At 65.2% G+C, this 21,642-nt stretch carries 37 protein-coding genes; 13 read left to right on the plus strand and 24 right to left on the minus strand.

Annotated features, from left to right (window positions below; genetic code table 11):
- The first annotated feature begins 230 nt into the window (after positions 1–230).
- Positions 231–1,220: a tyrosine-type recombinase/integrase gene (locus EAT51_RS07705; RefSeq protein WP_130554111.1), complete on the plus strand. Its 990-nt coding sequence runs from the start codon at positions 231–233 to the stop codon at positions 1,218–1,220.
- Here the strand turns inward: EAT51_RS07705 and EAT51_RS07710 are convergent.
- The 19 genes from EAT51_RS07710 to EAT51_RS07805 all read right to left on the minus strand — a co-directional run bounded on the left by EAT51_RS07710 (position 1,204) and on the right by EAT51_RS07805 (position 11,967).
- Positions 1,204–1,458 (minus strand): hypothetical protein, encoded by a 255-nt coding sequence (locus tag EAT51_RS07710; protein ID WP_130554110.1) that lies wholly within the window; start codon positions 1,456–1,458, stop codon positions 1,204–1,206. The two genes, EAT51_RS07705 and EAT51_RS07710, sit on opposite strands and share 17 nt — an antisense overlap.
- A 213-nt stretch (positions 1,459–1,671) precedes the next feature.
- Positions 1,672–1,854 carry a hypothetical protein gene (locus EAT51_RS07715; RefSeq protein ID WP_130561454.1) on the minus strand — a complete coding sequence of 61 codons (183 nt, stop codon included), beginning with the start codon at positions 1,852–1,854 and terminating at the stop codon, positions 1,672–1,674.
- Positions 1,854–2,360, minus strand: coding sequence for an XF1762 family protein (locus EAT51_RS20585; protein ID WP_228257849.1), 507 nt, complete (start codon positions 2,358–2,360; stop codon positions 1,854–1,856). Before EAT51_RS20585 ends, EAT51_RS07715 begins: the two co-directional genes overlap by 1 nt.
- Before the next feature lie 235 nt (positions 2,361–2,595).
- On the minus strand, positions 2,596–3,609 hold the full coding sequence (locus tag EAT51_RS07725; protein WP_130561455.1) for a hypothetical protein: 1,014 nt from the start codon (positions 3,607–3,609) through the stop codon (positions 2,596–2,598).
- Positions 3,606–3,797 (minus strand): hypothetical protein, encoded by a 192-nt coding sequence (locus tag EAT51_RS07730; RefSeq protein WP_130561456.1) that lies wholly within the window; start codon positions 3,795–3,797, stop codon positions 3,606–3,608. Before EAT51_RS07730 ends, EAT51_RS07725 begins: the two co-directional genes overlap by 4 nt.
- Before the next feature lie 60 nt (positions 3,798–3,857).
- Positions 3,858–5,282: an RNA-directed DNA polymerase gene (locus EAT51_RS07735; protein ID WP_228257850.1), complete on the minus strand. Its 1,425-nt coding sequence runs from the start codon at positions 5,280–5,282 to the stop codon at positions 3,858–3,860.
- Positions 5,283–5,314: 32 nt separating this feature from the next.
- The gene (locus EAT51_RS07740; protein WP_165422692.1) at positions 5,315–5,728 is read right to left on the minus strand and encodes a four helix bundle protein; all 414 of its coding nucleotides are present in this window, start codon (positions 5,726–5,728) and stop codon (positions 5,315–5,317) included.
- A 53-nt stretch (positions 5,729–5,781) separates the two neighbouring features.
- Positions 5,782–6,207, minus strand: coding sequence for an Lcl C-terminal domain-containing protein (locus tag EAT51_RS07745; protein WP_130554099.1), 426 nt, complete (start codon positions 6,205–6,207; stop codon positions 5,782–5,784).
- Between the two features lie 33 nt (positions 6,208–6,240).
- Entirely contained in the window at positions 6,241–6,789 is a 549-nt protein-coding gene (locus EAT51_RS07750; RefSeq protein ID WP_130561457.1) for an Lcl C-terminal domain-containing protein, read from the minus strand.
- Entirely contained in the window at positions 6,786–6,980 is a 195-nt protein-coding gene (locus tag EAT51_RS07755; protein ID WP_130554096.1) for a hypothetical protein, read from the minus strand. The genes EAT51_RS07750 and EAT51_RS07755 overlap by 4 nt, the downstream gene beginning before the upstream one ends.
- Before the next feature lie 10 nt (positions 6,981–6,990).
- Positions 6,991–7,530 (minus strand): helix-turn-helix domain-containing protein, encoded by a 540-nt coding sequence (locus tag EAT51_RS07760; RefSeq protein ID WP_130554095.1) that lies wholly within the window; start codon positions 7,528–7,530, stop codon positions 6,991–6,993.
- Positions 7,527–7,820, minus strand: a complete 294-nt coding sequence (locus EAT51_RS07765; protein ID WP_130554094.1) for a hypothetical protein — start codon at positions 7,818–7,820, stop codon at positions 7,527–7,529. The genes EAT51_RS07760 and EAT51_RS07765 overlap by 4 nt, the downstream gene beginning before the upstream one ends.
- A complete protein-coding gene (locus EAT51_RS07770; protein WP_130561458.1) occupies positions 7,817–8,455 on the minus strand; it encodes a hypothetical protein in 639 nt (212 codons plus the stop codon). The genes EAT51_RS07765 and EAT51_RS07770 overlap by 4 nt, the downstream gene beginning before the upstream one ends.
- 315 nt (positions 8,456–8,770) lie before the next feature.
- Entirely contained in the window at positions 8,771–9,079 is a 309-nt protein-coding gene (locus EAT51_RS07780; protein ID WP_130561460.1) for a hypothetical protein, read from the minus strand.
- Complete coding sequence (locus EAT51_RS07785; protein ID WP_130561461.1) at positions 9,076–9,291, minus strand: hypothetical protein; 216 nt, start codon at positions 9,289–9,291, stop codon at positions 9,076–9,078. Before EAT51_RS07785 ends, EAT51_RS07780 begins: the two co-directional genes overlap by 4 nt.
- Before the next feature lies 1 nt (position 9,292).
- Complete coding sequence (locus tag EAT51_RS07790; RefSeq protein WP_130519369.1) at positions 9,293–9,490, minus strand: hypothetical protein; 198 nt, start codon at positions 9,488–9,490, stop codon at positions 9,293–9,295.
- Positions 9,491–9,728: 238 nt separating this feature from the next.
- Positions 9,729–10,559, minus strand: coding sequence for a DUF3037 domain-containing protein (locus EAT51_RS07795; RefSeq protein WP_130561462.1), 831 nt, complete (start codon positions 10,557–10,559; stop codon positions 9,729–9,731).
- Positions 10,556–11,320, minus strand: coding sequence for a HipA family kinase (locus EAT51_RS07800; RefSeq protein WP_130561463.1), 765 nt, complete (start codon positions 11,318–11,320; stop codon positions 10,556–10,558). Before EAT51_RS07800 ends, EAT51_RS07795 begins: the two co-directional genes overlap by 4 nt.
- Entirely contained in the window at positions 11,317–11,967 is a 651-nt protein-coding gene (locus EAT51_RS07805) for an XRE family transcriptional regulator (RefSeq protein ID WP_130561464.1), read from the minus strand. Before EAT51_RS07805 ends, EAT51_RS07800 begins: the two co-directional genes overlap by 4 nt.
- Before the next feature lie 73 nt (positions 11,968–12,040).
- On the opposite strand from EAT51_RS07805, the gene EAT51_RS07810 reads away from it, so the two are divergent.
- The 5 genes from EAT51_RS07810 to EAT51_RS20900 all read left to right on the plus strand — a co-directional run bounded on the left by EAT51_RS07810 (position 12,041) and on the right by EAT51_RS20900 (position 13,797).
- Entirely contained in the window at positions 12,041–12,262 is a 222-nt protein-coding gene (locus EAT51_RS07810; protein ID WP_130561465.1) for a helix-turn-helix domain-containing protein, read from the plus strand.
- A gap of 1 nt (position 12,263) precedes the next feature.
- Complete coding sequence (locus EAT51_RS07815) at positions 12,264–12,572, plus strand: hypothetical protein (protein WP_165422694.1); 309 nt, start codon at positions 12,264–12,266, stop codon at positions 12,570–12,572.
- Entirely contained in the window at positions 12,569–13,027 is a 459-nt protein-coding gene (locus EAT51_RS07820) for a phage regulatory CII family protein (RefSeq protein WP_130561467.1), read from the plus strand. The genes EAT51_RS07815 and EAT51_RS07820 overlap by 4 nt, the downstream gene beginning before the upstream one ends.
- Positions 13,020–13,247 (plus strand): TraR/DksA C4-type zinc finger protein, encoded by a 228-nt coding sequence (locus EAT51_RS07825; protein WP_130561468.1) that lies wholly within the window; start codon positions 13,020–13,022, stop codon positions 13,245–13,247. The genes EAT51_RS07820 and EAT51_RS07825 overlap by 8 nt, the downstream gene beginning before the upstream one ends.
- 229 nt (positions 13,248–13,476) lie before the next feature.
- Positions 13,477–13,797: a DUF7696 family protein gene (locus EAT51_RS20900; RefSeq protein ID WP_425599566.1), complete on the plus strand. Its 321-nt coding sequence runs from the start codon at positions 13,477–13,479 to the stop codon at positions 13,795–13,797.
- Here EAT51_RS20900 and EAT51_RS20265 read toward each other — a convergent pair.
- A complete protein-coding gene (locus EAT51_RS20265; protein WP_165422696.1) occupies positions 13,682–13,939 on the minus strand; it encodes a hypothetical protein in 258 nt (85 codons plus the stop codon). The two genes, EAT51_RS20900 and EAT51_RS20265, sit on opposite strands and share 116 nt — an antisense overlap.
- Before the next feature lie 60 nt (positions 13,940–13,999).
- Between EAT51_RS20265 and EAT51_RS07835 the strand changes: the two genes are divergently transcribed.
- From EAT51_RS07835 to EAT51_RS07855, 5 genes are all read left to right on the plus strand, one after another.
- Positions 14,000–15,034 (plus strand): CHC2 zinc finger domain-containing protein, encoded by a 1,035-nt coding sequence (locus EAT51_RS07835; protein WP_228257851.1) that lies wholly within the window; start codon positions 14,000–14,002, stop codon positions 15,032–15,034.
- A complete protein-coding gene (locus EAT51_RS07840) occupies positions 15,031–16,434 on the plus strand; it encodes a virulence-associated E family protein (protein WP_130561469.1) in 1,404 nt (467 codons plus the stop codon). The genes EAT51_RS07835 and EAT51_RS07840 overlap by 4 nt, the downstream gene beginning before the upstream one ends.
- Positions 16,435–16,842: 408 nt before the next feature.
- Positions 16,843–17,397 (plus strand): hypothetical protein, encoded by a 555-nt coding sequence (locus EAT51_RS07845; protein ID WP_228257852.1) that lies wholly within the window; start codon positions 16,843–16,845, stop codon positions 17,395–17,397.
- Positions 17,394–19,466 carry a terminase gpA endonuclease subunit gene (locus tag EAT51_RS07850; protein WP_130554087.1) on the plus strand — a complete coding sequence of 691 codons (2,073 nt, stop codon included), beginning with the start codon at positions 17,394–17,396 and terminating at the stop codon, positions 19,464–19,466. The genes EAT51_RS07845 and EAT51_RS07850 overlap by 4 nt, the downstream gene beginning before the upstream one ends.
- 20 nt (positions 19,467–19,486) lie before the next feature.
- On the plus strand, positions 19,487–19,801 hold the full coding sequence (locus EAT51_RS07855) for a helix-turn-helix domain-containing protein (protein ID WP_130561470.1): 315 nt from the start codon (positions 19,487–19,489) through the stop codon (positions 19,799–19,801).
- 82 nt (positions 19,802–19,883) lie between these two features.
- Here EAT51_RS07855 and EAT51_RS07860 read toward each other — a convergent pair whose 3' ends face one another.
- Positions 19,884–20,198, minus strand: a complete 315-nt coding sequence (locus EAT51_RS07860) for a hypothetical protein (protein ID WP_130554085.1) — start codon at positions 20,196–20,198, stop codon at positions 19,884–19,886.
- Between the two features lie 37 nt (positions 20,199–20,235).
- Between EAT51_RS07860 and EAT51_RS20270 the strand changes: the two genes are divergently transcribed.
- Positions 20,236–20,385 carry a hypothetical protein gene (locus EAT51_RS20270; protein ID WP_165422008.1) on the plus strand — a complete coding sequence of 50 codons (150 nt, stop codon included), beginning with the start codon at positions 20,236–20,238 and terminating at the stop codon, positions 20,383–20,385.
- Positions 20,382–20,576, plus strand: a complete 195-nt coding sequence (locus tag EAT51_RS07865; RefSeq protein ID WP_130554084.1) for a hypothetical protein — start codon at positions 20,382–20,384, stop codon at positions 20,574–20,576. Before EAT51_RS20270 ends, EAT51_RS07865 begins: the two co-directional genes overlap by 4 nt.
- On the opposite strand, the gene EAT51_RS07870 is transcribed toward EAT51_RS07865, so the two are convergent.
- The 3 genes from EAT51_RS07870 to EAT51_RS07880 are packed head-to-tail and all read right to left on the minus strand — an operon-like array spanning position 20,573 to position 21,616.
- Positions 20,573–20,794, minus strand: coding sequence for a hypothetical protein (locus EAT51_RS07870; protein ID WP_130554083.1), 222 nt, complete (start codon positions 20,792–20,794; stop codon positions 20,573–20,575). The two genes, EAT51_RS07865 and EAT51_RS07870, sit on opposite strands and share 4 nt — an antisense overlap.
- A 9-nt stretch (positions 20,795–20,803) precedes the next feature.
- On the minus strand, positions 20,804–21,244 hold the full coding sequence (locus EAT51_RS07875) for an LPS-assembly lipoprotein LptE (protein ID WP_205965165.1): 441 nt from the start codon (positions 21,242–21,244) through the stop codon (positions 20,804–20,806).
- A gap of 3 nt (positions 21,245–21,247) precedes the next feature.
- Entirely contained in the window at positions 21,248–21,616 is a 369-nt protein-coding gene (locus EAT51_RS07880) for a zinc ribbon domain-containing protein (RefSeq protein ID WP_130554081.1), read from the minus strand.
- Positions 21,617–21,642 lie beyond the last annotated feature (26 nt).

Consider the following 21,642-nt stretch of genomic DNA (forward strand, 5'->3'; position numbering starts at 1 on the left):
CCGGTGCGGATGCCATGCTCTGGCTTAAAATCCGCCGGGAGCAATCCCTTGCCGGTTCGATTCCGGCTCCGGGCACCAGCACGTTCACCCGAGGCACAACGGATAGGTACGTTTTCGCCACAATCCGCAACGGAATCAGTGGCTTGACCCATCCGACCTCCACGCACACGGCACGAATCGCCCGTGTTCGCACATAGCCACTCCCCAGAAATTCCCCATACGATGCCCCCATGGCGAGCATCAAGCAGAACGGCAAGGGTTACCGGGTCCAGCTGTACGTGGCCGGCGTCCGCGATTCCAAGACGTTCGACACCCGGAAGGAAGCGGCCCAGTGGGCGCTGGAGCGCGAGGCCGAGCTTCGCGGTAAGCGGCTGCCCGACAAGACGCTACTGGACGCCATGCGGCGCTACGCGCGTGACGAGGCGCCGAAGCGCGCTGGCGAGAAATGGGAGCTGCTGAGGCTGACTGCGTTCGAGAGGTTGCCGATGGCGCGCCGGCGCGTCGCTTCGCTGACGCCCGACGACTTCTCGACCTGGCGCGACGACCGCTTGAAGGTGGTCAAGCCTGGCAGCGTGGCGCGCGACATGACGTTGATGCGTGGCGTACTGGAGGCGGCCCGCCGCGACTGGCGCTGGATCCGCGACAACCCCATGAAGGACGTGCGCTGGCCGCAGTCACCGCCAGGGCGCGCGCGCCGGATCATGCCGGCCGAGGAGGAGGCGCTGCGCCGCGGATTCGGAGTGTGGGACGACCTGCCGACCACGACAGTAACCAACCGCGTCGGACTGGCCTTCATCTTCGCGCTGGAAACCGCGATGCGCTCTGGCGAGATCCTGGCGCTGACCTGGCCCAACATCCATCTGTCCGAACAGTACGTCCGCATCCCGACATCGAAGAACGGCGAAGCGCGCGACGTACCGCTGACGAAGCGCGCCTGCCAGATCCTCGACGCGCTTCCGCGCACGTTCGGTCCGGTGTTCGACATGGACGCCAAGCTGCGCGATGCGATGTGGCGGAAGGTGAGGGACCGCGTGGAGCTGCCTGACGGCGGCACGGTGCGCGACATCCATTTCCATGATTCCCGGGCCGAGGCGATCTGGCGCCTGTCGAAGAAGCTGGATGTGCTCCAGCTGGCCCGGATGATTGGGCATCGCGACCTGAAGTCGCTGATGCATTACTACAACGAGAGCGCCAGCTCGATGGCTAGGCAGCTCGGTTGATCCGCGCCTCGTCGTCGGCCCACTTCAGAACCTTCGACTTCTTCCACTTCTTCTCGTTGCCGATGACCAGCGGGGCAGGGAAGCTGCCACGCACGGCGACGCGCTCCAGGAAGCCGCGGCGGTTCGGCGATCCCTCCTTCGTGGTCAGCCCCAGCAGCACCGCGCAAGCGTCCGCCGAGAGATAGCAATCGCCGGTAGCCAGCGCGGCGATCAGGTCTATGACCTCTGTCTTGTCCATCACCCTCGCCCCTCCTGCGCCGCCTGTTCCTCGGTTGCATCTTTGGCGCGACCCTCTACCCCCACACCGAGCGGGCACCAAGAGGGCGGGGTAAATGGCGTCCTCAATTGTTTACCTCCGCCAGGCCTGAGCGATGGCTTTTCGTCTGGCATTGCCGTGCAGTAGTAGTAATGCCAGTCGAAGATCGCAAGATGAGGGCAACGCTTGCAGGACTCAGCCATCACCACCCTCCCGCGCGGCCCTCGCCGCGTCGATCACTGCACGTGGATCATCGCTGTCACCAAATGCGATCCGCGCGCGATGGCGGATGAAATGCACTGCGCAGCCGTCCTTGATACGCCAGGGGCGCAGGATTGCGGCGTTTGGCGGCACGGACTTAGAAGCTTCGCGGCCCATCAGCGCTTCTCCCCGGCCTGGGCGTCATCACTGGCCCATCGACCAGCCGGCGCGAGGCTTTCCCATGCGCCCCAGCCCCAGGCCTGCTTGTCCTCTGTGGGGTGCTTGTCGGTCCTTGGCCGCGATGGCGTGTCCCAGCTGCGCCCGCGAACGTCCCAGAGGTGGGCCCATCCGGCTGCGCGCAGCGACGCGCCTGACTCGGACGCGAGGATGTACGTCAGGCCGCGTCGATAGCCCTTGTCTTGGGCCACTCGCCGCGCGGCGGCGTACAGCATGCTGCAGGCGTTCGGGGTGCCGTCTGTGCATAGGCGCGTGACTTCAACCGTCATGCCGTCATCCAGGGCGCGCGCGACCGGTCGGCCGGACACTGCGACCCCGATCAGCTTGCCGCTGTCGTCGTGCACTGCCTGCCTCCATAGGGCTCCGACCGGGACGCCGTGGTGGCGGTGATGCTGACGGATGAATCCGTCGCCTTCCTCGCGGGTGATCGGTCGAAGCTCGATCATGGCGCCTTCTCCCCGGCCTTGGATGCCAACAGCCGATCCGCCTCGTCAAGAACCTCGCTGACGGTCCTCCTGACCTCGTCCCGCACCAGAAGGTCGCTCTCCCGAATCTGCACGCGGTGCTTAGCCGCAGCCTGTAGTCCGGCTGCGGTCCATCGCAGAGAAGACTCCAACTCGCCGATGCGTGCGTACAGCGCATCGCAGCATCGGCGTAGGTCTTCCGCCATAGGATTCCCGATCACGCCATTAGCCATCGGACTTCTCCTCGGCCTGGGCGGCGATGGCGATAGCGAGAGCCCCCTTGGGGCGCGGGCGGGGCAGCGGCGGGCTCGGGGTGGATCGGACTGGACCACGACACTGGGTCTATTCGCGTCGCGGTGGTCGAGTCGATGAAGCCGATGCCGGGCTCGTAGCGACCTTGCCGGATGCTCGGGCCGCCGTCGGCTGGCTGCTCGCCCAGGTACAGCGCCAAGCCAACCACCGCGCCGTATTCCAAGGGCCAAGTCGGCGGCATGCATGCGGTAATCCACGCACTGCGCGCCCCTCCCTGCGGATACAACAGCCCATCGGCAACGAGTGACGCGGCTTCAGGATTGATCGGATTGCAAATCCACTGCCCGTATTCGTTGACGCCCTCGACCTTCGCCACAGCCTCGCCCACACCCACCGCAGGTGCGAGCAGACCCGCAGCCATATCGTCGGCCATCGCTTGATAGTCGGTCGTGTCCCAGATTGCTCCGATCCCGCCGCATTCATCACAGCCGCCGCCAAGGTGGCACTGCAGGGTCTGGCTCACCGGTCCGGTCGGATTTCCCTCGTTATGTTCATGGCAGCCTGTGCAGGTCCGCCATATCCCGCCGCCTCCAGCAATTGCAGCGGCAACGCCGGTCAGTTCGACAGGCGCAGGGGCGGCGGCCTTGGCGGTCAGGGCGTTGGCGGCTTCGCGGATGAGCGACACGGGCACAGTGACTGACGTGGACGCAATGCTCTGCGCATCGAGGACGATTGCTCGCAGCCGCTCCACCAGCCCACCCCGGCCAGCGTCGGCGGGCGGCGCGGGGGCGGCCCTATGGGCATGGTCCTCGAAACCGAAGTTCAGCAGCTGATTGATCAGCCGAAGCTCGGTGTCATAGCTCTCCAGGTCGACAGATGCGAGGACATTCTCGGATTCCTGTGGATGCCCCCATTCGCTGAGGCAGGTGGCCAGAATCTCCTGCGCACGCTCCACCAGCTTCTCTCGTTCGTTGCTCATGTCCTGTGCCTCCAGTGCGTGGGGCGGTAGTAGACGTACATCACGTCCTCGCCTCGTTCGTCGGTGATGTACCAGAGCGAGCGCCGCCGGCGCAGCGGGCCTTCATTGCGCACGCCGTCGGCGTCGTCGATCTTGGTATCGACGATCACGCCTTCGGGGGCTGTGTCGATCGGCAACCAGTTGCTCATGTCACTCTCCCTTGAGGGCTGCACGGATGACCCGGCGCCACTTGATCGCTGCCGTCAGACTCATCGGGTGAGCCCTTTGCAGTTCGTCGATGGTCGGCACGCGATCGCGGTACATCCGCGCCAGCTTGTAGGCCACCAGCATCGTCGGCTCGCGGATCTCGCCGCGCTTGGCGAAGGGGCGCTCACCGACTCGCTGGCACAGCTGGTCACCCCTCCAGCCGGAGGCGATGCGTGCACGGATGACATCGCCGCCCACGGGAAGCGGCGTGTGAGGTGCTGGGTGAGTCGGCGCGCATTGGCGTGACGGAAGTGGCCGCCGTAGCTGGCAAGGACCGCTTGCACGCGCTGGAGCGCTTCGGGGGCGAAGTGCGGCTGCCCGTCTCGCGGGAGAGCTGCCTCGATCTTTTGCAGGGCCGCCTTGGCGTGTGCCACGACGCGCGGGCGCACCAGCGTATGCGTCGGCCGGATGACATAGCCGAGGAAGTCCAGGCCATCGTCGAGGCGACGCAGGCGGATCTCGGCCTTCAGGCCGAGGTGCAGCTGACGGCCGAGGAAGTCGGTGATCTGCGCCTGCCATGCTTCCAGCTGCGCGCGGTCCCGGTGGAACAGCACGAAGTCGTCCACGTAGCGCAGGTAGCGCTTGGCCTTGAGCTGGTGCTTGGCGAGCTGGTCCAAGGCGTCCAGGTAGACGTTGGCGAAGAACTGCGACGACAGGTTGCCGATCGGCAGGCCGCAGCCCGGCCCGGCGTTGCACAAGCGCTTGTGCGCGGGGACCTGGGCCAACTCGGCAGCCGTGGCGCGCGTCTGCGCGCCAGGGTGCAGCGGATCGCGACGCAGGAGCGCGTGGGTCGTCTGCAGGGCATGCGGATGCAGGCCGGCACGCAGCAGCCGTGGCTTTAGCATCGCCCACAGAGTGGGTCGGTGGATGCTGTTGAAGTAGTTGGCGATGTCCAGCTGCAGATACCAGCCGCCGCCCTGGCCGCTGGCCAGCTGTCGGCAGAACGCCTGCGCGCGGCGGACCGCGGCGTGGCTGCCCTTGCCGGCGCGGTTGGCATAGCTGTCGTGGATGAAGCCCGGTTCGTAGATCGCCTCCAGCTGAGGCACTAGCCAGTGGTGCACAACGCGGTCAGCGAAGTCCGGCGCGTGGATCTCACGCGCCTTGGGCCGGGTTGCGATGAAGCAGGTGGAAGGCCGCGGCGACCAGGTGCCGCTGGCGATCTCTTCTTGCAACTGGATCAGGTTGTCCATCCAGCGCGTGTCGAAGCGCCGCTGGTTGTGGCTGGGCACTTTTTGCCGGCGGGCGCGCTTCCACGCCCGGTGCAATCCCTGCAGTGTCACTCCCCCTTGAAACTCACCGGCACGACGCACGGCCAACGCGAACCCGTTGTTGTTGCGGTGGTTGTTGTTGACGTTGCCGTTGTTGAAATTGACGTTCCACGCGGACGACGCGGACCACGCCGCCGCATCCCTGCGCACTTGGGACATCGCTGACCATCCGGCTGGGTAGGACAGGTTCGTCATCGTGTAGCCCCCGCGGAGGCGGCACAGGTACTCAGTTTCTGGCCACGCTGCGGCACGGCTCCGACGCCGGCCGCATTCTGGGCTTGAGGGGTTGCCTGGTGCCGGCGCCATCCGCCGGCCTGGGCGCCAAGCTGGTGCGCCGCCCGTGCTAGGGCTTCGAACTGCCTGAAGCTGGCGAAGGCGTGCAACAGCTTGGCGACCTGCAGGTGCTGCTTGAGCTCGTCGATGTCCCACACCAGCTGCGCCACGCGCTCGGCTTGGTGCTGGCGGTCCCGCCACGCCCGGTCGGCGTTGCGATAGACAGCCATGGCCTGGCGCCGAAGGTCAGCACCGATCTGGTAGCGGTGGTAGCGCGGGAAGCGTCGCACGGCCTGCTCGATGTCGACGAGCAGCCGTTCGGCGGTCTTCACGATGGGTGGGAGCTGGAAGCGTGAGGGCATGGACGGATCAACAGAGAGTCAAATTACTGACCGGCACGACGCACGGCCAACGCGAACCCGACGTAGCCGCGGTGGCCGTAGCTGACGACGCCGAGGTCGAAATCGACGAACCACGCGGACGACGCAGACCACGCCGCCGGCGTGATGCTCCAGTACCAGTCGTTCCGGATGTCCTGGAAGAATTCGGTGTCGATCGCCGGCTCGTAGCGACTGCGGTCGATCAGCAGCTGCAACTCGTCGATGGTCGGCAGGTCCCAGTCACTGTGACCTGCCAGCGTCAGCGACTTGCACGCTTCCAGGCACTTCTCCTGCGGCACGTCGGTGTTCACGACGCTGGTGGCGCTGAAGGTCAGGCCATGCACCGGCAGATGCACGGCGACCCAATCCTTCGCGTCGGCGGGAAGCTGCTGGCCGTCCGCCCCGATCTTGATGTACTTCGGCTGTTCCATGGTGTTGCTCCTGTTGGTGATCAGAGAGGCCAATTACTGACCGGCACGACGCACGGCCAACGCGAACCCGCTGTAGCTGCGGCGGAAGCTGTAGACGTAGCCGTAGCTGAAATCGACGTACCACGCGGACGACGCGGACCACGCCGCCGCTGTGCTGGTCCAGTGCCAGCGCGGTTTCACGCGCGGGAACAGGGCGGTGTCGATCGCGGGCTCGTGGCGGGTGTCATCGACCAGGCCTTCCAGCTCCTTGCGCGTGGGCAGCCGCCAATCGTCGTACCCCAGAAGACGCAGCTCCGCGCAGCGCCTTTCGCAGGCGTCCTGGCTGATGCCGCTGTCGGGGTCCTTCGGATCCCCGAGCGATTCCACAGACCACATGAGGCTGGTGGCGTTGTCGATCACCGCGACGTGGTCGGTGCGCGAATCGGCGCCGGGTAGGTGGGTGCCGTCGGCGAGAACTTTCGTGTACCGGGGCGCGACGTGGCTGAAGGTCTCTAGGTGTGCGGGCAGCGTGATGTCGTTGGTGAGATTGGCCGGAAGATGGAGATGCATCTCCAGGCGGCGGATGTTGACCGTGGTGCTCATGCGGCCACCTTCTCGGCGGGCACGCGCACGCGCGGCTTAACGGTCGAGGCCAGTGCCTGGTCGTGCTTCCACTCACTGGCGCGCTGGCGGAAGACGGCTGCGTTGATCTCGTTGCCGTTCGCCAACTCGGCGTCGGCGACTGCTAGCAGGAAGTCTGGGCCGCTAAGGCGGCTAGGGTCGGTATCGAACATAGTTGCTCCTTTAGGCGGGCACGAAGCTGCCGCGCTTGGCTGGGTTGATGACGAACGGCTTGGGGCCCTTGGCCGCCTGTTTGGCCTCGAGGCGCAGGGATTCCCCTGTCGCGCCGCGCGGCACGATCTCGATACGGTTGCCGGGCTGGGAGAGAAACTTGGCTAGATCGGCCTGCAACTGCTCGCGCAGCGGTTGCCGCGCCGCAACGGTTGCATCGTGCAGTGCCTGAGACTGCCGCTGGTGCCCGGTCACCGGCTTGCTGCCGTTCGGCGTGATCTGCTTGGGTGGAAGGCTGAATGGCGTGGGCGGCGCAATCGTGGCGAGGATGCGATCCCCGGCGAACCAGGTAACGCCGCGCCCAACCCTGACTTGGCGTACCAGGCCGGCATCGTGCAGCTGCCGCAACGTGCTCGTCGCTTGTTCCCGACTGACCTTGATGCCTTCCTTGGAAAGTAGCGCACTGAGTTCAAGTGCGGTTACGCCCGATGGCGCGACCGCCAATAGCGCACGGATGCGTGCCGCGCGGCTGTTGCGTTGGTAGCCCGTCACGCTGCCCCCGCCTTCGGCTGCTGTGACAGTTGGGCCTGCAGAAGATCAGCAAGTGCACTACCGCGCGTGGTCAGCTTCGCCTCTCGCGGGAACGACTCGTCATCCAGCACGAGCAGGAAGCTGCGATACATGGCGCGAACCAGGCGAGAGGTGAAAACGGTCGACGAAGGATTCCCGCTTGCCTCGGCCTGGAAGCCGCCGCACGTGCGCTTCAGAGAGCCACTGCCGGATGTCTTCGCTGCGAGCAGCGCTTCGCGCTGCAACGGGGAGAGGTCCGCCAGTTGGATCATGTGGCAGCCTCCGTCGCTTGCGAGCGGAAGTAGGAGGGAATGCCGCTGGGAGAACTCGAGACCACATCGTCCGTCATACCCATGACCAGCCCGAAGCCACTGCCATCGAGCGTGAAAAGGGTCAGTGCCGCGTTCTCCGGACGGTGGTAGAAGCGCGCAGCGGATGGCTTGGGCCCGTACGCGTGCGCCTGTCGCACCTGGTCAAGCAGCTTCGGGTTGAACCCGCCCACGAGTCCCGGCTGATAGCTCTCGACATCACCAGCGACCGAGCGCAGGTCGGGAAACTTTCCCTCGATCAGTGGCACCGTGGACACCCACAACGGGAATCCAGAGCTGTCGCTGATCCAGGTGGTGCCTTCGGGGCTCACCAGCAAATGGGTGCCGCGCTTGAGTGCGGCCTTCTGCTCCTTGCCTACCGGAATCAGCATCGGCCGGTCCGCGCGCCCACCGATGTCGCTCAGGCAAATGGCTGCGTAGCCGTCGGTGGCCATGACCAGCACCCCATCGTCGCCCGCGGGCTGCAATGCGATGGCGTTGATGTAGTAGCGGATGTCGCCGTAAGGCCGAAAGGGCAGGGCCATCAGGATGCGCGAGGTATCGACGCGGGCGATGGCGTTGTTAGGATCGAGGTTCATGTCGTCTCCGGCCTTAGGCCGCGTGGCGTAGATCGGCCAGCACGCGATTGCGGGCCTGCCCGAGTTGAGAGATCGGAATCAGCTGCGCTGAGAGGGTCGGGTCGGTCCAGCGAAGCTCTGCGATCGCGCGGCTTGGATGAGGCTGAGTGGCACGCTGGCGCCGCGCGCATTCGATATGCCAGGTCTCAGGGCATGGCGTGCCGATGCGATGGCCCTGCGGCGCGCCAGCAGTGCGTACAAGCTGTGGCGTGTGACCGGGCTGGCAACCTGTGCCCATTGGGACACCAGGCGGCAGGCGTGTGGCTTCCTGGCGCATCAGCCGCGGTCCTGGGCTTCGTGGCCCTGGACCAGTTGCTCTGGCGTCAGGTCTGTGAGGTCGCTATTGCCGCGCTGAATGCCATCAAAGTTATGAGATTCGGCGGGCGACCAGTCGACACGGTGCTGGCGCCGTTGTGCGAAGCCATCGAGATTGCATAGGTCGGCGGACACCTGGGCGTCGAGGCGTTCGATCGCGTCCGCAACCTCACGCGTTCGTTCGGCGTCGAAGATGAGGACTAGACCAGCTTTCGTTTCCTGCCGGGGGGCGCCCTGGAGCGCGCACAGCAGGTCGACAAGCGCGCTCACGCGGCACCGCCCGGGAGCTGCGGCGCAGCCATCCGCACTTGGCGCACGCGCTCGGAGAGTTCGGTGAGATAGGCCCGGCTATAGCCACAACGCACAAACTCGTTGACTGCCAGGCGCGGGTCCATGCCGGCGCGCTCAGCGATCCGGCGGACGGTGTTCACGTCGTAGCGAACCGACGCCTCTCGGGGGAAGTGAAGAATCACCGCGGCCATGTCAGCGGACCTGTGAGCGCAGATCGCGCGAGCGGGATTCGGTGCTGGCGGCAAGCTTGGAAAGATGCGAGGCGCGCGCGTGGCGCCTCATGCGCTTGCTGCCGCGTGCATTGCGTTGCTGACGTGCTTGAGCATGGTCCCTGGCCGCCAGCGCGCAAAGGGCGCGCCTGGCTGCGGGAAAAGCGTCGAAGTCCAACATGAGCGCCTCCGGTTGAAGGGAGGGCTGCCGAGCAACAGCTGAGGGAAGGCTGCTGCTCGGCGCCGCGTTGCCGCTAGAGATGGGCGGCGGGCGGTTGCCCTGCCGACGGGTCGCCGGCAGAGAGAAATCTACGGGATGCCATAGAACGTTGTCAACGGTATCCCATAACTTTCTCGAGTCTCACAAAAAAACCCCGCCGGAGCGGGGTCTGCAGATCATTGAGCTAGCGCGGGCACGCCTACAGCAGGGGTTGCGCCTCGCGCGCAAACTCCACGATGCGCATCCGATCGCTAGCGGGCAAGATGTCGGCGCCAAGCTGGCCAAGGTCGTCCATGATCTCTTTGGCGGCACGGCCTGGACGGCCGTCTTGAGCTGCGTCGACTGCGAACAGCAGCTTTCCGGGCAGTGCGCCGTGCCGCTTGAGGCGTGCGATGCGGCCAACCCACTGAGTGCCATGGTCCAGGACCTTGCTGGCCTCTTCCTGAGCGAGATGCAGCGGCTTGATCACCAGTTGCGGCTTCCCGTGGTGATCCTCATGGACGTAAGGGAACTTGACCTCGTAGTCGGCATTGCCCACCTGTGCCGCTTTGAAGCGTGCGCGCAGGTTCGCAGCTGACAATGTTTTGCCAATCAATGCCGTCAGGCGTTGCTCGTGATACTCGCGCGTGGCGAAGTCGCGCTCCACCAGGCGATTGAACAACCGCAGCAGCGCCTCATCTGGATGGCCCGTAACCATCAGGGCGCGGGGTGCGCTGTAGCGGATCAGAGTCTCGCGCGGGCGCGTGATCTCGGCAAAAGCTGGCCCGGCTGAGATCCATCCTTCCTGGACCTCGACACTGATGCGCTGGAGGTCGCGCTCGACGTACTTGATCGCCTCGCGATAAATGCGTGCATCCAGGCCCTCCCAAAAATCCGTGATGCGCTTGCTGCGGCGGGGCGCGGCCAGCTTGACGCCCAGGTATCGAAAAGGCGCGCACGCCAGTACCACCCCGACGTTGGCGAACTCGTTCGTCTCGGGGTAGGGCATGAACTCTACGATGGCGTATTGGCAGGGGACGCGCATAGTCATGAGGAAAAATTCCAGAAATCGTCTTGGGTGTAGCGCTCGAGAAGCCGACGGCTGGCCGAAAGGTCAAAGTCCGTGGCGATGCTCGCTTCTTCGTCGTGATGTAGCCAATCCAGGGGGATCGAAGCTTGGATCCGATCCCAATGCGCTAGGGCGCTCGCCAGTCGCTCACTATAGTCTGCCCGTGCATACAAATCCTGTTGAAGCCCAGGGATATCGTGACGAAAGACGTGCAGCTTCGTGAACGCGGAGACGTTGAAATCGCGGTCAAATGCCTGGTTGTAGTCGATGGTGACCAGACGGCTTTCACTGGGCGACCATAGGAGATTGGGGTTGCCCCCATGGCTGGTCAAGGTCCTGTCGTTATTGTGCAGCCACCAATCGAGCAATAGGACATCCCTGCGCACGTTCTGGGGGACATCTTGGACGCTGGACCAGGTAAGTTCCGCCAGGTTGGGGACCTCGCGTGAGGCAAAACCGGCAGCGTGCCCCAGATCCGATCCATCCGGGATGGCGGGCAGAAGCAGCACGCTCGCACGCGCGCGTCCAAAAGGTGGCAACTCAAGTCCGAATGCGGCGGCCAGCTGGCCGGCGATCCATTCACAAAGGTGGCTGCGTGTGCCTGCTGAGCGGCCTTTCACGAAATAGGTGTGCTCGTCTGCGCCGACGCAGCGGAATGGCTTGGTGATGCCTTGGCTGCTGCGTCCAAGCACCTCAACTATCTCAATCTCATCTGGGATGAGGCTGGAAGGCGGCGAGTTCAATCTTCCCAGCTCCCAATCCAGCGCACTCGCCCCACGATGCTGACCGGTTCGCGCTTGTTGTCCAGGCGCTTGGGGCGTCCCCAGTTGTGGTCCCCCCTGGGGTTGTCGCTTTCGACCAGCACGATGTCGTCGGCCATCTTGATGCGCTTTACGTACTGCTCGCCTCGCCAGGTGACGATGTAGAGCCCGTTGTGCACAGGCTGGACGTCGTCCTGATCGAATAGCAGCGCATCCCCGGAGTGGATGCGCGGTTCCATGCTGTCGCCGCTGGCGTAGTAGACGGCCAGTCGGCGATTAAGAAGTCCTTTGCGCCGCAGGCTGTTCGCTCGGAACTTGAGCGCGTGCGTCTCTGCGTATTCCTGTACTTCGGTGCCGGCACCGGCGCCTACCGCCTGGGCGTAGCCAAGCACGTCCTTCCAGTCGGGATCTCCGGACTCATCTGCGACCATCGACCCCTTCCCAGTCTGCAGCCAGTGCACGGACACTCCGAGCGCCGATGCAATCTGTGGAAGTTGGGTAGTGCCGCTCTGGTCGTTGTTTTCTATTCCGGCGAGGGTCGAATAGGGGATCTTGGCCTTCTCGGCCAACGCTGGTCGCTTGAGGCCCATCTTGTCTCGGGCCTGCCTGATTCGTTCACCTACGGTCATCCGCAAATTCTTATGGGAAACCGTTATGGCATCCCGTTGACATCGAGCTATGGGATGCCATAGATTGCGTTCCATGAACTGGTCCGCCTGCATTTCCTCCCTCGAAACCCTGGGCTGGTCTCTGACCGGCATCGGCAAGGCCATCGGCCTATCGCCCCAGGCCGTCAGCGACATCAAGCAGGGCCGGACCAAGGCACCCAGCGGCATGGCCGCCGTCCGCCTGCACGACCTGCACGAGCGCGGCGAAGGTCCGCCGCGCGACACCAGCGAACCCACCACGGCTGAGGCCGCCTGATATGTCGGAATCCATCCCTCCTCGCCGCGTGCGTGTCCCGTACACGGCTGAGTTCATTGATTGCACGTGCGGCGCTGCAACCAGCGCCGGATGCGCGTTCATGCCGCTTGCCGGTGTCGTTGTCGGGGTCACATCCGCAGCGTCCATCAGCAATGGGCTCCATTTGAAAAAAAACTGCAGCCACCTCGCCTGCGCCTCTCAAGGTGTGGAAGTGGCGCAGGGCGGTGAAGCGGAGTGGCGCATTCGACGGCATGCCCACATGGTGCTGCGCGGCAAGAATCAGGAATACGTTTCCAGGGGGCGTCCATGAACGTTGTCGATTCGGCGCATGCCACCGTGCATCAGTACCCAGGCGGAAGCGAGAGCCTCGCGCCGCGGCTGGGGATGTCGGCAGCTGTGCTCAACAGCAAAGTCAATCCAAAGACCGCCACGCACCACCTGTCACTGGTGGAGGCCCAGTGCATCATGGACCTCACCGGCGACCACCGGATCCTGCATGACCTGGCGCACGCCCTGGGTTACGTCCTCACACCGGTGTCGGACGACGTGCGCGGCGACGAGACGGTGATGGAGCTGGTCCTGGATCTCAACGCCGCCCAGGGCGAGTTGGCGCGCGAGCTGCACGATGCGCTCGCCGATGAGGTGTTGACCCTAAACGAGCTCAACGAGGTTGCCAAGGACTGCCACGGCAGCATCAGTGCCATCCTCATCCTGTTGCGCAAGTTGCGAGCGGTGGCCAGGCAACAGGCGGTGCGCCATGGGTGACTTGATGGACCGCGTGCAGGCTCAGACCGAGGCACAGCTGGCCAATGCGCTGGAGCACCTCGCCCGGCGCGTAACCCGGCCAGGCTTGACGCACTGCGAGGACGCGGACTGCCGGGAGCCGATCGCGCCGGCGCGTACGGCCATGGGCGCGCGGCTCTGCATCGACTGCGCCCTCGCGGACGAACATCGCGTCCAGCAAAACCGGGGCCGTGGTGTCTGACTGCCGTGTATCGCTCGCGCCCGCCCTCGCAAAGCAAGGTGAGCCGCGACTGGCCCAAGGCCGTGGCGACCGCGAGTGCCTCGCGCGGCCTTCAGGCCGCACTGCAGGCGCTCTATGGCGACACCACATGCGAGCTGGGCGAGGCAGGCATTGCCGAACGCGACCAGCGCCACCGCGAGGCGATTGCGGCGGATGCGGGGCAGGGCTGCCTCCGCTTGGTCTCACGGCCATGAGCGCAAGCAGCGAAAATGCCGCTATCGAAGACTTTCGACGGCAATGTGAGGCGCGCCATTGGCTCGCCCATGGCTACGGCGTTCCTGGAAAGATAGATCAGCTGATGGCGCGCATCAGCGCCAAGCGAGGGTCCGAGGCTGCCAATGCACTGCGCGAGGAGATGCGAGTGCAGTGGCGTGCAGCTGCCGCCCGCAGTTCGGCTAAAGATTACCCAGTTTCTGGACGAGACCGGTCCGCGCTACAGCCGCCATCACCGCCTCCTTCTTCGCGCTGCCAAGAGGGTGTTTCACCTGAACGCTCTGGAGAGCATCCGTGAGCGCGTCTCTCAACGCCGAATTGTTCGGCGCCAATCCGTGCACTAGTGCTCCGACAAGAGCTACAAGCACTTCGCGCTCCGCCTCGAGCGCCTCAACGCGCTTGGCAATATCGCCAAGCGAAACCGGTGCTGGGTTTGCCATTCCCGATACCTCCCTGTGTGTGTCCACCGAGCCTAGCAGGACAGCGCGAGGCGTGGCAGCGTGAGTATTGGTCGCATCGATACCGCCGCAGTCTTGGCGGGCGTGGATATCGTCCAGGTCGTGGGCGCATACGTGCAGCTGAAGAAGGACGGCAAGGAGTACAGGGGCCGCTGCCCCTTCCATGAAGAGCGCACGCCAAGCTTCTACGTCAGCCCAGCCAAGGGCTTTGCGCACTGCTTTGGATGCGGTGCGCACCACGATGCCATCGGCTTCCTGATGGCGTACGAAAGCCTGTCCTTCCCCCAGGCGTGCGGGCGATTGGGCAACCGCGAGTTCGCGCCAGCGCGGGGCATCGCGCCCCCCGAGTCGACGGCCGCAAAGCCAGCGGCGGGAATGTGGCGGCCGGTGCTGCCGGTGCCGGCCGGCATCCCGGATCTGTTCCGCGATGACAGCGGCTGGACAGTGCCGCTGTGGAACCCGAAACGGGACAAGTGGTCGCGCTTCAAGCCCACGCGCGCCGATGCCTATCGGCATCACGACGGCCGGTTGCTGGGCTACGTGCTGCGCTGCGAGTTCGACGACGGCAAGATCACGCCTACGGTGACGTGGTGCGTGGGGCCCGATGGCGCGCAGACTTGGTGCATCAACCACTTCCCCAAGCCACGGCCGCTGTGCGGCCTTGATGAGCTGGCAACGCGGCCTGACGCGCCGGTACTGCTAAGCGAGGGCGAGAAATGTCGCGCGGCCTGCGCTGGCGCGCTGCCGATGTACGTCAGCGTGACCTGGCCGGGCGGTGGCAAGGGGGTGTCCTACGTGGACTGGAGTCCACTGGCTGGGCGCGATGTCGTGCTGTGGCCCGACGCCGATGAGCCCGGGCAGCAGGCGATGTTCGGCTGGCGGGACGTGCCCGGGCATTTCCACATGGGCGTTGCGCAGTACCTGCACCGCATCGGCGTCAAGTCGATGCGGGCCATCGACACCGAGGGCCAGCCGAAAGGCTGGGATATCGCGGACGCGATCGATGAAGGGTGGACGCCCAAGCAGTTGGCCAGCTGGGCGGCGACGCGCGTCCAGCAGATCGAGGTTGGAGCATGAGCAAGCAGGGGAAGTTGCGCGTGGTCGACGGTGGCGCTTCGCCTCCGCCTGACAGCGAGAGCTGGAAGGAGCAGTTGACGTTCAACCGTGACGGCAACGTCGAGGGCACGCTGCACAACCTGATCCTGATCTTCGACAACGACAAGCGCCTGGCGAAGCTTTGGTGGCTCAACGACAGCAGCAACCAGATCGAGCTGACGCGAGACCCACCGTGGAGCGGTGGCAAGCGGACCGAGTTCATCGACTCGGACGCCTACGAACTGGCAGCGTGGCTGCAGCACCCGAAGAACTACAACGCCAAATGCAGCGACGAGGCTGTTCTAAAAAGCGTCATCGCGGTGGCGCGCCGCTATCGGAGGCACCCAATTCGCGATTACCTCCATTCACTGGTTTGGGATGGACAGCCACGCGTCGAGGCGATGCTTGTGGAGATGTTCGGCGCCGCAGACACGACCTACAGCAGGCGCGCAGCGCAATGCTTCGCGGTCAGCGCGGTGGCCCGCATCCTGTGGGAGGACCCCAAGCAGCCTCACGTCGGCGCGCAGGTGGATTTCATGCTGGTACTGGAAGGCGAGCAGGGAAAGCGCAAGTCCAGCAGCCTGCGCGCGATCTTCGGCAGTGAGTGGTTTGTCGAAACCAGCGAATCACCCAGCGGCAAAGACTTCTATCAGGTGATCCAAGGCGCTTGGGGCGTCGAGATCGGCGAGATGGACAGCTTCAGCAAAGGTGATGTGACCAGCGTCAAGACAGCTATCACCCGACGTGTCGACAAGTTTCGTGCGCCCTATGAGCGCGTTCCGCGAAGCTACCGGCGCGAGTGCGTTTTCGCGGGCACCACGAACGAGCATCAGTACCTGCGCGACCCGACTGGCGGCCGGCGCTTCCTGCCGGTGCGCACTGATGGCGAGGCGCGCATCGAGGCGATCAAAGCGGCGCGGGATCAGCTGTGGGCCGAGGCGGTGCAGATGTTCCTCGCTGGCTTCGAGTGGTGGCTGCTGCCAGAGGACGCAGCCGAGCAACAGGCCGCGCGGTACGTGGGCGACAGCTGGGAGGGCAGGGTAGAGCGATGGGTCGACGTACGCAGCGACCCGGGCAAGTATCCAGACAGGGTGCCGGTGACCACCATGAGGCCTGGCGCAGCCGGGGACGAGGTGCTGACCTGGTGCACCACCGACGAGGTGTTGGTGCATGCCATCGGGCTTGACCCCGGTAAGCACGGCAAGCCCGAACAGATGCGGGTGGCCAACATTCTCAAGACCTTGGGATGGGAGACCGTGCGACGTAGGTGGCCGGACGGCGGGCGCGAGCCCAGGTGGTTTCGCGTGGGCTTCGACGTGGATGGGTGGATGAGTGAGTCCAAGCGCAAGCAGTTGGAGGCGGTCGATGACGTGCCCTTCTGACCGCTGGCCTCCGGTGCTGTCCAGACCGTCCAGACCGTCCAAACCTGCTGTCCAGACCTTCAGCCAAGCATGGCGGGCCTGTCCACACCGTCCAGACCTTTCGCGCGCGCACATGGGAATCTGCAACTCAACACATTTAAAGAATTCCTCAAAAAGGTGTGGACAGAGTGGACAGAGTGGACAGCCAAGTAGCGGCGCGCGTTCCAGCTGTCCACACCTCGCCCCTGGGGTCCGGACGGTGTGGACGACCCGATCTCACCTCATGTTTCACGGGAATCGTGGAACTTTCGGGTCCTCCCAGCGGGGTGCCCGGCTGCGGGTAATTCGGACCCCATTTTTCGTGCATCTTCGGTTCTGCCGTTTGGTTCCGCGTGGAACATTGGGGGCGCTGTGAGTTCCGAAGCGACCATGACCGTTGCCGAATTCGCCGTCCACCGCGGTTGCAGCGACAGCTACATCCGGCGGATGCGCCGCCAGGGCAAGCTGGTGATGTCGGCCGACGGTAAGCTGATCCGCGTGGCGGCCAGCGATGCGCTGCTGGATGACGTGACCGACCCGGTGCGCGGCGGCGACCGTTCCGCTGGCGCGGAGGTGCCACGCCAGCCGCTGCCCACCTATGCGATACCGCTGGATGCCATCAGCACCCAAGAGGCTGTGCGCCGCGAACGGCTGGCGCGGGCGCGGACGGCCGAGCTGGAGCTGGGCGAGTTGTCCAAGGAGCTGATCCGGGCCAAGGAGGCCGAGCGCGCCGTTTTCACCCTGGTGCGCCAGGCGCTCAACGCGATGATGGGCATGCCCAGCCGCTTGCGCGCTACCGTCGCGGCCGAGAGCGATCCGCGCGCCTGCGAGGCGCTGATGGAGGCCGAGGTGAGGCGCATCGCCGACGACATGCGCCGCGGCGCCCGCACGCTGCTGGAAGACCGGCGCGAAGCTGCCGCTGACGCGGAGGTGGATGCCGCATGAGCCTGGACACGGTCATCTACGACGTCGATCTGGCCGAGGCACGCGAAGTGGTCGCCAGCGCGTGGGAGCGGGGCTGGCAGCTTCCCCCGCGCATGACCGTCAGCCAGTGGGCCGACACCTACCGGATCATCGCCAAGGGCGCGGGTGCAGAGCCCGGCCCCTGGCGCACCGCGCGCAACCCCATCCTGCGCGAGATCATGGATTGCCTGTCCGATCACTCGCCGGTGCGTGTGGTGGACTTCATGAAGTCCGCCCAAATCGGCGCCACTGAGATCGGCATCAACTGGACCTGTTACGTCATCGACCGCGGCGCGGACTCCATGATCGTGGCCCAGCCGGTGAAAGACCTGGCGCGCAGCTGGGCGGCGTCCAAGTTCGACCCTGCGGTGATGGAGATGCCGGGCCTGCTGTCCAAGCTCGATACCGACAACACCCTGGAGAAGCGCTATCCCGGCGGCACCATGTGGGTGATCTGGGCCAACTCGTCCAAGCAGCTGCGCCAGCGCACCGCGCGTTACATCTTCGAGGACGAGGTGGACGAGTATCCGCGCGACGTGGGTGGTCAGGGGCCGGCCGACCAGCAGCTGGAGGCACGCGCCATGTCCTACGGCGATCGCGCCAAGCTCTACCGGGCCTGCACGCCCACCATCGCCGGTGCCAGCGCGATTGAGACCGGACACGCGGCAGGGGACATGTGCGTCTACGTGGTCCAGTGCCCACACTGCGGCGCCGAGCAGACGCTGGACGAAGAGCGGCTGCAGCCCAACGGCACCTTCGCCTGCGCGGCCCACGGCTGTGTGATCGAGGAGCATCACAAGGACACGATGCTGCCCGAGCGCGGCTACGGCGGGACCGCCTACTGGAAGCCGACCAACCCCAACGCGGACCCGTTCCACCGCAGCTTCCACGCCTGGGCCGCCTACGCACCGCTGGGCCTGGGCCTGAGCTGGAAGGACATCGCCGACAAGCGCGCCGAGGCGCAGCGCGACCCTGCCAAGATGCCGGGCTTCCGCAACCTGGTGCTGGGCCTGCCGCACGAGGGCGAGCGCAGCCGCCAGGACGCCGACGTCGTTGCCGGCCTGGCCGAGCCCGGCGTGCACCGCGGCCACGTGCCTCGCGGCGGCCTGGTGCTGACTGCGGGCGTCGACTTCGGCCACGACCGCGCCGAGGTCCAGATCATCGCCACCGGTCGCGGCCAGCGCCGCTGGGTGGTCGATTACCTCGTGGTGGACCTGGACCCAACGCGACTAGAGACCTACGTCACGCTGGACGAGGTGCTGCTGGGCACCTGGAAGAGCTGCGCGGGCGTGGACATGGCCATCACCGCCGTCGCGGTGGACGGCGGCAACTGGACAGAGACCGTCGCCCAGTTCGTCAAGGCCAAGGTCGCCACCAGCGGTGGCGTGCGCGCCATCGAGACCCGCAGCGGCTTCCAGATGCAGACCGTCTACCTGGTGCGCGGCCGCGCTGAGCGGCGCAGCGAGCGCGCCGTCTACCGGCCGTCCAAGACCGAAGTAGGGCAGGGCGAGAAGACGCTGGCCCGCAGCGTCGGCGTGTGGGGCGTCGGCGGCTCGGTGCTCAAGACCATGGTGTACGGCTGGCTGACGGCGGCCGTGGCCGCCCGTGCCGCGGCCAGCGAGGCGGGCGAGCCCGAAGACTTGGCTACGCGCATGCTCCGCTTCCCGGGCGGTCGTGGCGACGAGGTCCACGACCCGCTCAACCCCGACGTGGGCGCCATGCCCCCTGGCTACTACAAGGGCCTCACCGTCGAGTTCTACGACGCCGACAGCGGCTACTGGATCCGTCCCAAGGGGGCGGCCAACGAGCCGCTGGACACCATCGTCTACGCCATCTGGGCCTCCCTGGCGCCGGCGGTGAAGGCCGACATGGTGCGCGAGTCCCAGTGGGAGGCGCTGGAGGCCCGCTTCCAGCCGCCAGAGGACCTGTTCAATCCAGCGCCGCAGGCGCTGCCGCCACCGGCCGCTCAAGCCACCCCGCATCCGCCGGTGACTACCTCCGCGCCCCCGCAGCGCAGCAGTATCGCCACGCGCGACGGGTGGGGCCTGTGAGCGCGCCCAAGCGCCGCAGCGTGGGCGCCGACGACCTGCGCGAGCAGATGACCGAAGCGCTGCTGCGCGATGTCGGCATCAGCGAGCGAATGTCCGCGCCCATCGTCGATGCCGTCATGCGGTGCTTCGCCGGCCAGCAGCCGTATTTCCCCAGTGGAGAGCGGACCTACCCGCTGCTGCAGATCCGCGCCGCCCTGCAGTCCGGCCGCACCGTCAAGCAGGTTTGCGACGACTTCCGCATCTCGCGCCGCCAGCTCTACCGCCTGTTCCCTGGTGGCCTGCCTGCTGCTGAGCGGTGGTGGCGGGATGGCGGCAACGACCCGGCCTGCAAATGAGAGGACCAACTCAATGATCATCGAACGCACCTACAGCGCAGGCACCTTGCGCATCGCAACCCCGGAGGGGAGCGGCGAGCCTTCAGTGAGAAGTGTGGCTATGGCCCAGCTTCTTGCCGAGGAAGTCGCGCAGGGCAGTGACCTGAGCGGGTTCCAATTCAAAGGGGATCCAGCCAAAGCCCTCGTGTCGGAGCCACACGCGGAGGCCGCCATTTGCGCGACTGCGGATGCGGAATGAGGCGTTTGGCTGCGGCAGAAATTCGCCTTCAGCCGGTGGTTCTGTTGGTACTTCCGGCATCATGCCCGATCGTGCCGCGGCCAGTTCGCTCAGCAGACCTTCGATCTCGGTTGCGCTGAACTCGCCATCGATCTTGATAGTGGTTTTGGAGGTGGTCATGGGTAATGTCGTTAAGGGGTTGGCATGGCTTTCTAGGATGTTGGCTCATGTCCTCGGGGTGCTGGAGCCTTTCCTGGGCTTGGTCATCGGCGTCATCCTTGTGGTGGTGGTCACCCACTGTACCTACGACTGGCGGCACAGCCACCGGCTGGAATGGCAGGCGCCAATCAAGGTGGTGCCGCGGTGATCCGTGCGCGCCTGGCGTTGCTGAAGTTCCGGCTGCTGCGCCTGCGCCTGGGCCTGAAGATCGCCGTGCAGGCGCGCCAGTGCAGACGGCTGGGCATCGAGGAGCCCAAGGCGCTGCGCGAGGATCGGCGGCGCGCGGCATTCGTGGACCAGTTCTTCGAGCGGAGCAAGCGCTGGAGGCGGGCAGGCTAGCCGCCCAGCAGCGCGCCGAAGATGCCCAGGACGGCGAGGCAGCCGGTCAGTTCGTTGTCCTTCTTGTGTGCGGCAGCGGCGCCCTTGGGAAACGCTGCTGCCGCCTCGGCCCGGCACTTGTTGACGAACTTGTTGAAATAGCGACCATGCCCGCGCGATTTGGTGCGGCTGATCAGGTAGGCGAGGTGCTGGCGGTAGTTCTGCTCGTTGTCTTCCATGGGCACCCTTTATTTTCCGTTGCACTTATTGCTTCCATCCAGCCAGCCGCGGATGCCTTGACTCGTGTAATACACGTACCGGTCACCATTACCTTGGATAACAATGTGAGAGCCTGTGCCGAGCTGGGAGATGGTTACAGTCCTTGGAATTTTGCTGTCCGAGTCTGGCTTGGCGCCAGTAACTCCAACGAAATATAGCTCGATGCGCCCTTGTTTTGCCTGCGTGTCCAAGTCCGATTGGATGTCGAATCCGTTACCGAATATGCCAATCACTCGATAGCAGGCGCGCATCTGGCGTGCCACTATTCGGTAGGCTTCGTCGTAGGCTACGTGGGAGTCGAGTTCGACATGCGTTTGCCCTTTGAGATTGGCCGGCACGCTGGCGCAGCTGGCCAGCATCAGAGTTGCCAGCGAGGTGATTGCGTAGCGAATTTGTCTTCTCCTGGTCATGGCTTACGGGTCTCGCCCGTACTTCTGCTTGAAGTCGGATTCCATTTTTTCGCAGGCCGAGGCAATAAATCTTTTGCTCGCCGGATCGAGAGACTTCTTTCCGTATTCTTCCCAGCAAACGTCGATCGTCGCGCGATCGTCGGCCTCTGGTCGATGTTGGCTGCTCGCGTATACGATCAAAATCACCGAGAAGAGAAGCGCGAGGCCACTCAGTACAAGTGCGGCCTTGAGATAGCTGACTCCACCTTCAGGAAGGGGGGCGCGGGCAGCTGCTGCCGAAGGAATCCGCTCAATGGGAGCGCCGCAGTGCGGGCAAGCGTGAGCAAGGCTGCTGATTTCTTTCCCGCATTCGCGGCACGGCATGAGCGCCATGTCACTTCCCCTGTGATTTCCCCGGG

This window comes from Pseudoxanthomonas winnipegensis, from assembly GCF_004283755.1.
GTDB classification, from domain to species: Bacteria; Pseudomonadota; Gammaproteobacteria; order Xanthomonadales; family Xanthomonadaceae; genus Pseudoxanthomonas_A; species Pseudoxanthomonas_A winnipegensis.